The organism is Streptomyces malaysiensis subsp. samsunensis (genome assembly GCF_024519315.1).
Taxonomy (GTDB): domain Bacteria; phylum Actinomycetota; class Actinomycetes; order Streptomycetales; family Streptomycetaceae; genus Streptomyces; species Streptomyces malaysiensis.
Window position 1 is genome coordinate 51,653 of the sequence record NZ_JANIIC010000027.1, and the last position, 11,040, is coordinate 62,692.

Genomic DNA, 11,040 nt, shown 5'->3' on the forward strand with positions numbered 1-11,040 from the left:
GGAGGCGGCCCGCAGTGCGTCAGGCGGCGGCGTGGAAGTCGGCCGTCGGCTCGTGGCGGGAGATCTCCTCGCCGGTGATGGCCTCGACGAGGGCGCACAGCAGCACCTCGGCCGCGTTCGGCGTGACGGCGTTGCCGTATTGGCGGACCCGCTCACGCTTGGAGCCGAGGACCTTGTAGTCGTCCGCGAACGACATGGCCCGGCCGATCTCGTGCGGCTCGAGCATTCGGAACCGCACGTCCTCGATGGCGGGCTTGCCGTGCACCAGGGCGTACCGGTCCCTGGTGGTGAGCGCCCCGATCGGCTCGACGACCGGGCGGGCGCCGCTGGCCCCGTAGTACGGGATCAGCATGTGCTCCGACACGTGGTTCGGCGTGACGAGCCCGTGGTGGTTGCCGGACGCGGTGACGGTCGCGAGCGCCTCGGACACCGACCGGGCCACCGATCCGCCACCACGGAGCTCGGCGATGAACGGCAGCCACGCCAGGCCCGTCTCGTTGCGGGTGGTCTGGGTGCGCAGCGGCAGGTCCGCCGACAGGGCTTCCTTCCCGTCCCGCCCCTCGACGGGGATCATCAGCGGCGGGATCGCCAGCGCGTCGTTCTCGCGGGTGGTGCGGGTCGGCATCGGATCCAGAACGCTGGTCGCGTCGTTCCGCCACGTACCGCCGGCCGGGACCATCATCGGCACCGGTCGGGCGAACCGCTCCAGCCCCGCCTGGATCCTCGCCAGGGTCTTAGCAGCGAGCGGCTTCGTGCGGTCGCCGATGCGCTGACCGGGCAGGGACCAGTCGATCGCCGCCAGCGCGGGCAGCGCCTCCGGCTCCACCACGCTGTTGCGGCACGAGGTTCGCGGGCACCGGTACACGTACTGCTGCCGGTACCGACCCATGTCGACACCGGGACGCTTCCATGCCTGGACGGCCTGCACCCACTCGCCGCACGGCTCACACCAAGCGCGGGGCCGCAGCCACTTGTCCCAGTCGGGGGCGCGGTTGAGGGACTCGTGCCAGTAGCCGACGTACAGCCGGTCACGGGACTGGGGGGCCTTGTGCACGGTGCGCGGGTTGGCGTGCATCGAGTTGAGGGCGATGATGCGCGTCTTGTAGCCCATCTTGTGGATCTCGCCGATCCACCGGCCCCACTCGTCCCACGCGCGGACGTCGACCACGTTCTCGACCACCCCAGCCTTGACCAGGCCGCCGCGCTCTATGACGCCCCGCAGGTACAGCGGCACCTCCTCCATCAAGGCCCGGGACTCCTCCTCGAGGGACGGCCCGCCATCGTCGTCGGCCTCGAACTTCTGCTGCTCCATCTCCGCGTACAGGTCCAGCAGGTCGCCCTGCATGGCGTTGATGAAGTCCCGCTTCTTGCCCTTCGCTACGGACCAGTTGGTGCACTCCGGGCTGGCCCAGAAGATGTCGGTCACGGGCCACGCCCACACGGGGGCCTGGCGGATGTCGCCGCGGTAGTGGTCAGTCTCCGGGAAGTTCGCCGCGTGGGATTCGATCGCCCGCTCCCAGTGGTTCGCGGCACGGGTCACGCGGAGTCCGGGCACGGCGTGCGCTCCCTGGCTGGAGCCTCCGGCCCCGCAGTTTCCGGTCCAGTGCACCAGGCCGTTGCGGCGGCACAGCCACGTCCCGTGCTCGACGGTGGGGCACCAGACGGTGCCGGTGTAGGTGGTCCACTCGGCGACTGCCTGACGAAGTGGCTTGGCGGTGACCCGCTCCAGGAGCGACACCCGCCACATCGGGTAGGCCGCGCCCTTGTGCTGCATCTCCCATCGGTGGATCGATGTCGCCCGCCCGGCGAGGATGGCGGCGAACTGGAGCCCTTCCGCGCGGTCCTGCCGGTTCTGCGAGAGGGACGAGTCTCGCGCGCCGTCCCGAACCCGCGTGGTGCCGTCGGCGAGCATCGACGTCTCGATGAGCAGGTCCAGTTGGTCTGCGGTCAGAGCGAGCAGCCAGGCCGGGTCAAGGACGTGGTCCGGAGCGGCGGCGAGGATGGGCGCCGCGGCAGCGACGTTGAGCCGCCAGTACCGGGTGCCCTCGTAGTCCGCGACGTTCCAGGCTGGCTGACTAACCCGGCGGCCGGCTCGGCCCATGGGCGACCCGTAGAGCGCGGTCAGCGCCCGCTCGATCCGGTCGCACTTACCCGGGTTCACCGAGGGCGACTGCGAGAGGTGCAGCCCGCCGTTCTCGCGGTAGCTGCCCTCGGTCCATGCCCAGCCGACCAGCTCGACCAGCGCGTCATCGTGGCTGCTGTGCGTCGGGGCCTCGAAGGGGGCGCTCCGGACGACCGAGGATTCCAGCGTGAGCTGGTCAGAGGTTCGCACCTGCCAGGCGAGGCGGCGGGCGGACGTCTTGCCGACGCGCTGCTGCACGGGCCAGCGGTGGCCCTCCGTCACCAGCGCCGAGAGCGCCTTGCCCTCCACCTTCAGCATCTTCGCGCCGGCCACCTGGAAGACATTCATCCTCTGGACCGGCACCCAGCGGGCGACGCCGTCCTCGGTGTTGAGGCTGGCCACCAGGTCTCCGACCTGCACCTCGTCGTAGCGCCGCCATCCATGGGCGGTCAGGATCTCGGTCTCGATGTCGGCGCAGAACCAATCCATGACGGTGAGGGCGTCGTTGTCGTGGCGGTAGCTCATCAGGCGGCCTTTCGGGTGGGCCGCTGGGCGCGGCGGTGGTGGATGTCGGAGTAGGCGGGGAGGTGGCGGGTCGTGGCCCAGGTGGCGCCGCATCCGGGGCAGTGGTAGCCGTGGACGATGCGGACGCCACGCCAGCGGGTCGCGGCGGGGGCTATGTCGCGGCGGCAGCACGACGGGCAGGAGTCGGTCATCGGTCCGCTCCGTTCTGGCCGCAGTTGGGGCAGTCGCACACGGCGGGTATGGGCCCGCTGGCGGCGGTGCCGATGGGCCAGGCCCCGGGCCGCGGGATGACGTAGTGGACGACGTCCGGCTTCTCGACGGTCGGCGGCTTGGGGGCGGCCTTGCCGGTGAGGAGGCGAAGGAATTCCTCAAGGCTGCCTTCGGCGCGCATGGCCGCAATGTCGGCGGCGTCGAACTGGGCGGTCACGTCGCGGCCATGTCGACAAAACGACCATAATGCCCTTGAAAAGCACACGTGATCGTCGCCGTGGGCCCCCCGCGATGCTTGCCCACGATCAGGTCCGCTTCGCCGGCTCGCGGGGATTCCTTCTCGTAGGCGTCCTCGCGGTGGAGCAGGATCACGATGTCGGCGTCCTGCTCGATCGACCCGGATTCGCGCAGGTCGGACACCATCGGCTTCTTGTCGGTGCGGCCCTCGGGGCCGCGGTTGAGCTGGGCGAGCATGACGACGGTGATGCTGAACTCCTTGGCGAGGAGCTTGAGCCCGCGGGACAGCATCGACACGGCAACCTGTCGGGATTCGGCGCGGGGTGCCTGCATGAGCTGCAGGTAGTCGACCACCAGGAGGCGCAGCCCGGCGGTGCGGACGAGGTTGCGGACGGTGGCGCGCAGGCCGGGCAGGGTGACGAGCGGGCTGTCGTCGATGTGCAGTGGTGCGGCGGCCAGCTCCGGGGTCTTGGATGCGGCGCGGGCCATGGCGGTGTCGTCGACGATGCCCTGCTTGAGGTGGTGCAGCGGGATGGTGACGGCCGCGCACATGATGCTCGCCGCGAGTTCGTCCTTGCCCATCTCCAGTGACGAGAAGTAGGTGGGGATGTTGTTGGTGACCGCGGCGGCGCGGGCGAAGTTGGAGGCGATCGTGGTCTTGCCCATGGCGGGGCGGGCCCCGATGACGACGAGTTGCCCGGGGGCCCAGCCGCCGCACAGCAGGCCGTCGAGGTCGATGAACCCGGTGGGGATGCGGTTTTCGGTGCTGGGCGGGGTGACGGCGCGCATCAGCACGTCGGGCAGCAGGTCTCCGAGCGTGGACGCCTGCGACATGGCGGCCGGCCGGATCAGGTTGTCGATCTCGGTCTGGAATGCAGCAACGTCGGCCTCCGGGTCGAAGGCCGGGCTGGTGGCTTTGACGCGCATGACGACGCCGAGTGCGGCGGCACGGGCTGCGACAGCGGTGTCGGTGATGCGTTTGGCCCAGTAGTCGGCGTTGCCGGGCATCGCCTGGTTGTACAGCTCGGCGAGCTGCTCGCTGTTGAGCGGAATGGTGACCATGCGGCCTTCGGCGTGCCAGGCGGCGAGCTTGCGGGCGACCGCCTCCCAGCGGATCTCCCCGGCGGCCAGGTCGCTCGAGAGGTCTTCGACGGCGTACCAGATCCAGCGGTAGCGCTCGTCGCCGATGTCGGCGGGGTCGAAGCCCTTGGCGGCGAGGTCGTCGACGAGCTGGGTGCGGGCCATGACCGACGCGGCGAGGATCTTCTCGGCCTCGAGGTCGTGGGGCGTGGACGACACGGGTGCGGCGTCGTCGGCCCCCCAGAGTTCGACGTCGGTGGTCATGCGGCGGCTCCCTTGTGCGCATCGCGGGCGCGCTCGTAGCGCTCGCGGGCGGCGATGAACTCGGCGTCGGTGCCGCCCCGGTCCGGGTGGGCGTCGGCCATTGCCTTCCGCAGTTCCGACAGAGACGGCTTCTTCGGACGACTGGGGATCTCCGGCGGCGCCAGGTGCAGACGGCGGCGCGTGTAGCCGTTGTAGATCTCTCCATCGGCTTCGAGTTGCTGCCGGTCCACGCATCCGGGACGGCCGCTGACGTAATCGAAGTAGATCCGCTTGGCGGTCTTCTTCCTGATCGGGTGGCGGAGGATCTTGTAGTTGCCGAGGGGACCGTTGTCCCAGTTGGCGTCCCAGACCTCGTAGAGGTACTCAACGGCTTTTGGTGTGGCGTTCACGCGGCGGCTCCCGTCCGGCGGTCGTCGCCCTCAAGGAGCACGACGCTGTTGCGACACATCTCGGCGAGACGCGAGGCGACTCGCGGCCCGGTCACCTCGGACAGTTCGTTGGGCAGCACATCGCACGTGATGATCACGGGGCGGCGGTTGATGTACCGCTCGTCGAACAGCTCGAACAACCGCTCCTGCGTCCATGTCGACGCCTTGGCCGCAGCAAGGTCGTCGATGAACAGCAGGTCGCACTCCTGCAGTTCGTGCACCAGCGACCGGCCCTCGCCCCCGGGGGCATCCGGGCGCAGCGCGTCGAACAGGGCCGTCGACCGGTAGGTCTTGACCAGCGGGCTGCCCTGCCACGGCTCGCCGGGGGCGTACTGGGCCTGGAGCCAGCGGCGGCAGGTGTGCCACGCGGTGTGCGTCTTCCCGACTCCGATCGAGCCGGTGAGGAACAGGCTGCCGCCGCCCCATCCGGCGATCCAGTTGGCAATGTCCTCGTGGAGGTCGATGGGCTGGCGGTAGATGACGGGGATGCGGTCGTCGAATCGGTTGAGGACGTGGGCGCGGCGTTCGATGAGGACGCCGTCGCGGGGGCTGGGTGTGTCAGCCGAACTGAAGTGCACGCTTCTTCTCCTCGTCGGTCATGGTTCGGGGCGCGGTAGATGGGCCGCTCTTGCTGGGGCCAGGGCGGCGGATGGCGGTGAGGGCGATGTCGAGGGTTGCGCCGGAGATGGATCGGCCCTCGCGGGCGACTCGGTCGAGGGCTCGCGCGAGGTCGTTGCGCTCGACGCCGTTGCCGATGGCGGTACGGATGACGCCGCGGACGGCGAGGTATGACTGGGCTCGGCCCTTGCCGTGCCGCTCCCAGAAGGCGCTGGTGAGTTCATCGGCGGTCTCGTGTGCGCCGGGCTTCTTCTCGCCCGCCTTACGGATGACCTTCTTCGCCGCCTTCTTGGCGGCAGCGGGGACGTCCGGCTCGTCCGGCGGCTGGGGTTCGTCGCTGTTGTCGGTGGACTGCTCGTTGAACGCGTCAGCGGAAGAAGGTGATGTGTGGAGTGTGGAATGTGGGGAGGGGGGAGCGGGGGCTCCTTCTGAGTGAGCCGTGGCTCCTTCTGAGTGAGCCGCGGCTCCTTCTGAGTGAGCCCCCGCTCCCCCTTGGGTTCCTTCGCCAGAGTGAGCCGTGGCTCCTTCTGGCGGGTGGGGGACACGGAACTCCATGGATCGGCCGGGGACCGCGTAGAGCACCCGCCCGTCCTTGCCCTTGCCGATGGCGACCCGGAACTCCCAGCCAGCTTCGGCCAGTCGCTTGAGCGCGTTGCGGACGACGGCTGTGTCTTTGGCGCCAGTCCATCGGGCCAGGTCTTTGAGCGATGCCTTGCTCCGGCGCCCATCGGCGTCGTGGCGCGCGTCATCGGCGATCTCCAACGCGACGGCGCGCTGGAGGCCCGTGACGTTGGGGCCCAACGCCTCGCGGATCTCGCGTCGGAGCTCGTAGCCCATCGGATCTCTTCTCTCAGGAGGGGGTTCGCTGCTGGTTTCGGCTGCGTGCGGGCAGCGCTCATGGAGGCTTCAGCAGGGCACGGTCCTTGCCCTCCGGCTGCGCCAATCCTACCTCAAGGTGCCCGTGCACCCGAGATGCAACCGAGAGGCACTCGGCGCGGTGAAGGTGCCCCTCGTGTGTCAGGTCAGCTATGGTTGTGCCATGACGACGAAGGGGACCCCCGGCCGCGTGATTCGCGTGGATGAAGAGACGTGGGCGGCTTACGGCGAGGTGTGCGAGGCCAAGGGCCTGTCGCGCGCCGCTGACCTGCGCGTCTACATCAAGCGCGAGGTGGCCGCGTTCCGGCGCCGGCAGAAGGCCGAAGCCTCCGAGTCCTGACCTCATCCCTGTCCCCTCCTTGCCCCGCCATCGGCGGGGCTTTGTCGTGTGCGGCTACAGCTGGCTGTTGATCGACTCTTGTCAGCGCTAGGCCGTCTGACCAGGTCTTTTCGCCGGTCTTCTACCGGCCCTTTGTGCGCCCTTTCGGGGGGCTGGTCCGGGCATCACGCCGCCTCTTGGTAGCCGTCGGGGTGGCGTTTGAGGGTCTGCCGCAGGTGGTCTTTGGTGATGCCGAGGCTCTCGGCGGCGGCGTCGTGGCTGTAGCCGAGGTCGAGGAGTTCGCGGGCTTCGTCGGCGAGGTCGGCGCCTCGGCTGGAGGCGGCGGCGCGGGCTTTGCCGAGGGCGGCGAAGCGTTCGCTGTGGCTGACGGGGCCGAGGGCCTTGAGCCATTCCTGGTGGGCGGTCTCGCAGCGCTGGCAGGTGGGGATGTGGTTGAGGGAGTGGAGCCACCAACCGTGGTCAGTGCCGCAGTGCCCGGTCCAGTCGGGCTGGGCCTGCGGGTCGTCGATGGTGTCTTCGTCCCAGGCTCCGGGGTCTTCCCAGCCGTACTGTGCTGCCGCGTTGCGGGTGCGGCTGGCTACCCAGGCGCTGATTCCGTGGTCTTCGGGCTTCTGGACGGAGGCGTGGTTGTAGTGGTCGCGGACGGCGCGTGCGAGGCGGGCGCGGACGCGGGGGTTGAAGCGGGCTCGTTCGATGGTGGAAATGGTGACGAAGTCGATGTGCTGGTGGATGGCTCTGGCTGGCCAGCCGATGGCGGCCAGTGCGCGGAGGCGGCGGTTGGTGCCGGTGGCGTTGATGATGGCGCCGTCGAAGTAGTCGTCGAGGGTGGGCCAGTAGGCGAGGAGGGTTTGTGCGGCTTCGGTTCGGATGTTGGCGGGCTGGGTGTGTTCCTCGTCGCCGTACAGGAGGTAGTCGAGGGTGGAGACGGTGACGCCGGTGGCGGCTGCGATGTTCTTGACGGACATGTCGGCGGCTTGGATGGCGCGGACGTGGGCGCGGACGGGTTCGGCGTTGGTGAAGGGCTGCCATTGGCCGTAGCCGATGAGGCGTCGGCGGCGGCGCTGCCAGCGGGCTTTGGCGTCTCGGATGGCCTGGTCGGTGGTCATCGGTCCCCCTGGGTGGTGGGGAGTGCGTGGATGTCGTTGAGGGTTTGGCGGGCCCAGCGGGGGTCGTGGTGGCGAAGCAGGAAAAGTTCGCGGGTGAGTCGGGCGCGGGCTTTGGCGCGGCGATGGCGGCGCCGGATGGCCCAGGTGGCGGCCCAGCCGATGAGGATTCCGGCGGCCATGTGGAGGGCGAAGGCCACGGCGGGGCTCATGCGGCCTCTCCTCGCTGTGCGGCGCGGGTGCCTTTCCAGGTGCGGACGCCGCTGTGGTGGGCGGTGGGCCGGTTGGTGCAGGCCCAGCCGGCGGTGCGCACGTAGCCCTCGTCCTTCAGCAGGGTCATGAGCCGTCCCCAGTGGGCTTGGGGGTTGGGCGGGTCGGGCAGCTGGTGGGCGTCGGCTATTTCGAAGCAGGTGAAGACGCGGCCGGACTCGGCGGCCTGCACGTACTTGGGCCAGACGATGTCGAGCCAGGTCTCGTAGTCCTCGGAGCGGGGGCGGGGCGCGGGCTTGGGGTCGGGTTCGGGCATGCCGTCGAGTGCGGGCTGGATGTGGTTGGCCATATCCCCCATTGGCGCCACGGCACCGACACAAGAGGACGTTTCACGATCTCCGAGATGTTTCACGATCTTCGTCATGGCGGGTTTCTCCAGGTCACGCGGCCCGAGCGCGGATGCCGCAAGATGTCCGTCTCTTCGTCGAGGAAGTACTCGAGGTGTGCTTCTCTGGGTGGTGGGCTGCCGCCGGTTCGGTCGGCGGCAGCCCGGGGTGGGTCAGATGGCGTCGTCCTGGTCGAGGTACTCGTCGATGGCGTCGTCCTGGTCGCGGTATGCGGAGCACTGGCCACCGTCCTCGGCGCTGACGAAGTCGAGGTCGCAGCCGGTGCCGCAGTCGGGGCAGCCCCAGCCGTTGCAGCCGGGCGACTCGCAGCCGGAGTCGTAAGCGGGCTGGCCGCAGTCGGGGCAGCCGCGCTCGTCGGGCTCGGTGTGCGGGCGGTTGGGATCGAGGAAGACGACCTCGGTGATGGTTCCGGCGGTGAGTTCGATGGGCTGGCTCATGGCGGGTGTCCTTCCGGGTGTGGTTCCGTGGAGGGGGGCCGCCCCGATTCCGGCGGGGCGGCCCTGGTGCCGGTTAGGCGGCGGATCCGGGCTGGGCGGTCTCGGGCCAAGAGGTCGGCTCTTCCGTCTGGGCGCCCTGCTGCTGGCGCTGGCCCTGAATCTCGGCGGCGGTGATGCGCTCGGGCGGGAACGCCTCGTCGCGGCTCATCTCGCCCCGCTCGACGGAGCGGAAGATCGTGCCGAGCTTGGCGACGTCCTGCTCGTCCCACTTCTGGCGCGGCCGGCCGACCTTCGTCTCCAGCTGCTTGACGCTGACACCGACCCGCTCGTAGCGGCTGACCTCCTGCTCGATGCGGTCGTCGAGGGAGGCGCCGTCGCCCTTGGCGAGGGTCTGCTGGCAGATCTGGATGGCCTCGGCCGTGTAGTAGTCGGGCAGCACCGCGTAGATCGCCTCGCGCAGCCGTCGGGCGCCGAGGTTGGCGTTGTTCTCGTACACGTCGCGCAGGTCGGTGAGGTTCTTCTTGCCGCTGCGGGTGTCGCGCACGTGGGGTGCGATGAAGATCTGTGAGCTGCGGGAGTTCCGCTCGAGGTCCCAGGCGTAGGCGAGGATCTCGGACTGGCCGAGGGCGGTGTCGCGGGACAGCTCCATCGTGCCGTGCTGGAGGTTGCCCCAGATGAGGGCCAGTTCGCGGGCGAGGTGGACGGACGGGCCGGAGACGGTCTGCCCGGCCTTGGGGTAGGAGAAGAACGCCTTCTCGGCGATGGCGAGCTGGTTGCAGGCGAACCGCATCTCTTCCTGCGCGGCCTGCCGGTTGCGCGGATTCTGCTTGGCGACGAACACCGCGGCCTTGACCTCGGCCTCGGCACGGGACAGTTCGATCGCGGTGGCCTGCCCGATGTGGTTGGCCGGCTGGGTCTGGGCGGGGAAGTTCACAGGTAGATCTCCTTGTCGCGGTTCTCGGCCCACCCGGGCAGCGAGAGGTAGTTGGGTTCGTCGCCGTAGCCGGGCCAATTGCCGGTGGCCATGCAGTCCGCGAAGGTTTCGATGGCGGCCCGGTTCTTGCCGCGGCCTATCTCGCGGGACATGAAGTCGACGCCGATGACGTTGACCAGGTAGGGGGCTGTCTTCTCCTGGACGATGAGGAGCATTTCGGTGTCTTTGCCGCCCAGGTCGAGGGCTTGTGCGGCTTCCTCGTACCAGGCGGCCTGGCAGTTGTAGCCGTACTTGGCGATGTCCTTTTCCATGGCGTCGTTGCTGGCGTCGGTGGTGGTCTTGTAGTCGGGGATGATCAGTGGGCCGGAGTGGATGGACGGCAGCCAGTCGAAGCGGACCCGTCGCCGGATGCCGGTGGGGCCGTCGATCCAGAACCCGGACTGTTCGGGGGCGCCGTAGGCGGGGTCGAGGAGTGCGGCGGCGAGCGGGTGGCGGCGGATGGCGGCGGCCATGGCGTGGACCATGTCGATCTCGTGCTGCTTGAGGGGTATGCCGCCGCGGGCTCGGGCTTCGGCGACCTCGGCTTTGGCGGCCTTGGTGGTCCATGCCGGGCGGTCGACGAGAATCAGTTCGGGCCCGTTGCCGAGGACGAGCTTGTGGGCGGCGTTGCCGTAGTCGAACGTCTTCTTGGCGGGCTGGGGGTGGTCCTGCTCGTAGCGGAACTTGGCGGGGCAGGACGGGGGCAGGAGCTTGCGGGCGCCGGACGAGGAGAGGCTGGTCTTGTCGGCGTGGTACTCCTCGTTGGTCAGGTCGTCGTGCAGGCCGAGGGCCGGGGCTATCGGCGTGTCCAGCGTGGCGGTCACTTCTTCCCGTCCTTCTTCTTGTCGGCGCAGTCTTCGCAGAGGTGGCGGCCGTTGACGCGGACGAAGGGGCCGCTGGTGTCGCCGCAAGGGCAGGTGATGGGGCTCATCAGAACGGGGCCTCCGGGTAGTAGCTGGGGTTGCGGCGCCAGAGGGGCAGTCGCCAGGTGCGGAGCTGGTCGAGGCACGGGCATTCGCCCCAGTCGGCGCCGGTGCTTTGGGGCTGCCAGCCGCCGCGGGACCCGGTGCAGTCGGGGCAGTTCGGGTCGGGTTCGCGGGTGATGTAGATGGCGCGCTGGTGGAGTTCGATCTGCCAGCGGCCGATGCGGGTTCGCATGGGGTCTCCTTGGTGGCCGCCCCGCGGTGGGGTGACGGGGCGGCCAGCTCGG

15 protein-coding genes are annotated in these 11,040 nt (G+C 69.5%); 1 reads left to right on the forward strand and 14 read right to left on the reverse strand.

Annotated elements, in window-relative coordinates; all coding sequences use genetic code 11:
- Nucleotides 1–19: 19 nt before the first annotated feature.
- Genes NQU54_RS22815 through NQU54_RS22845 form a run of 7 tightly spaced genes read right to left on the reverse strand, consistent with a single transcriptional unit; the run spans nt 20 to nt 6,321 of the window.
- Nucleotides 20–2,647, reverse strand: coding sequence for a DNA cytosine methyltransferase (locus NQU54_RS22815; RefSeq protein WP_257632704.1), 2,628 nt, complete (start codon nt 2,645–2,647; stop codon nt 20–22).
- Nucleotides 2,647–2,838, reverse strand: coding sequence for a hypothetical protein (locus NQU54_RS22820; protein ID WP_257632705.1), 192 nt, complete (start codon nt 2,836–2,838; stop codon nt 2,647–2,649). Before NQU54_RS22820 ends, NQU54_RS22815 begins: the two co-directional genes overlap by 1 nt.
- Nucleotides 2,835–3,074 carry a hypothetical protein gene (locus NQU54_RS22825; RefSeq protein ID WP_257632706.1) on the reverse strand — a complete coding sequence of 80 codons (240 nt, stop codon included), beginning with the start codon at nt 3,072–3,074 and terminating at the stop codon, nt 2,835–2,837. Before NQU54_RS22825 ends, NQU54_RS22820 begins: the two co-directional genes overlap by 4 nt.
- Nucleotides 3,071–4,438, reverse strand: a complete 1,368-nt coding sequence (locus NQU54_RS22830) for a replicative DNA helicase (RefSeq protein ID WP_257632707.1) — start codon at nt 4,436–4,438, stop codon at nt 3,071–3,073. The genes NQU54_RS22825 and NQU54_RS22830 overlap by 4 nt, the downstream gene beginning before the upstream one ends.
- Nucleotides 4,435–4,827: a hypothetical protein gene (locus NQU54_RS22835; RefSeq protein WP_257632708.1), complete on the reverse strand. Its 393-nt coding sequence runs from the start codon at nt 4,825–4,827 to the stop codon at nt 4,435–4,437. The genes NQU54_RS22830 and NQU54_RS22835 overlap by 4 nt, the downstream gene beginning before the upstream one ends.
- Complete coding sequence (locus NQU54_RS22840; protein ID WP_257632709.1) at nt 4,824–5,444, reverse strand: DnaA ATPase domain-containing protein; 621 nt, start codon at nt 5,442–5,444, stop codon at nt 4,824–4,826. The genes NQU54_RS22835 and NQU54_RS22840 overlap by 4 nt, the downstream gene beginning before the upstream one ends.
- Nucleotides 5,425–6,321 carry a hypothetical protein gene (locus NQU54_RS22845; protein ID WP_257632710.1) on the reverse strand — a complete coding sequence of 299 codons (897 nt, stop codon included), beginning with the start codon at nt 6,319–6,321 and terminating at the stop codon, nt 5,425–5,427. Before NQU54_RS22845 ends, NQU54_RS22840 begins: the two co-directional genes overlap by 20 nt.
- 202 nt (nt 6,322–6,523) lie before the next feature.
- Between NQU54_RS22845 and NQU54_RS22850 the strand changes: the two genes are divergently transcribed.
- Complete coding sequence (locus NQU54_RS22850) at nt 6,524–6,700, forward strand: hypothetical protein (RefSeq protein ID WP_257632711.1); 177 nt, start codon at nt 6,524–6,526, stop codon at nt 6,698–6,700.
- 164 nt (nt 6,701–6,864) lie between these two features.
- On the opposite strand, the gene NQU54_RS22855 is transcribed toward NQU54_RS22850, so the two are convergent.
- The 7 genes from NQU54_RS22855 to NQU54_RS22885 form a co-directional block, all read right to left on the reverse strand.
- The gene (locus tag NQU54_RS22855) at nt 6,865–7,806 is read right to left on the reverse strand and encodes a hypothetical protein (RefSeq protein WP_257632712.1); all 942 of its coding nucleotides are present in this window, start codon (nt 7,804–7,806) and stop codon (nt 6,865–6,867) included.
- Nucleotides 7,803–8,015: a hypothetical protein gene (locus NQU54_RS22860; RefSeq protein ID WP_257632713.1), complete on the reverse strand. Its 213-nt coding sequence runs from the start codon at nt 8,013–8,015 to the stop codon at nt 7,803–7,805. Before NQU54_RS22860 ends, NQU54_RS22855 begins: the two co-directional genes overlap by 4 nt.
- Entirely contained in the window at nt 8,012–8,362 is a 351-nt protein-coding gene (locus NQU54_RS22865) for a hypothetical protein (RefSeq protein ID WP_257632714.1), read from the reverse strand. The genes NQU54_RS22860 and NQU54_RS22865 overlap by 4 nt, the downstream gene beginning before the upstream one ends.
- Before the next feature lie 210 nt (nt 8,363–8,572).
- On the reverse strand, nt 8,573–8,857 hold the full coding sequence (locus NQU54_RS22870; protein WP_257632715.1) for a hypothetical protein: 285 nt from the start codon (nt 8,855–8,857) through the stop codon (nt 8,573–8,575).
- 73 nt (nt 8,858–8,930) lie between these two features.
- On the reverse strand, nt 8,931–9,791 hold the full coding sequence (locus NQU54_RS22875; RefSeq protein WP_257632716.1) for a hypothetical protein: 861 nt from the start codon (nt 9,789–9,791) through the stop codon (nt 8,931–8,933).
- A complete protein-coding gene (locus NQU54_RS22880) occupies nt 9,788–10,654 on the reverse strand; it encodes a PD-(D/E)XK nuclease-like domain-containing protein (protein ID WP_257632717.1) in 867 nt (288 codons plus the stop codon). The genes NQU54_RS22875 and NQU54_RS22880 overlap by 4 nt, the downstream gene beginning before the upstream one ends.
- Nucleotides 10,655–10,760: 106 nt before the next feature.
- Nucleotides 10,761–10,988: a hypothetical protein gene (locus NQU54_RS22885; protein ID WP_257632718.1), complete on the reverse strand. Its 228-nt coding sequence runs from the start codon at nt 10,986–10,988 to the stop codon at nt 10,761–10,763.
- Nucleotides 10,989–11,040 lie beyond the last annotated feature (52 nt).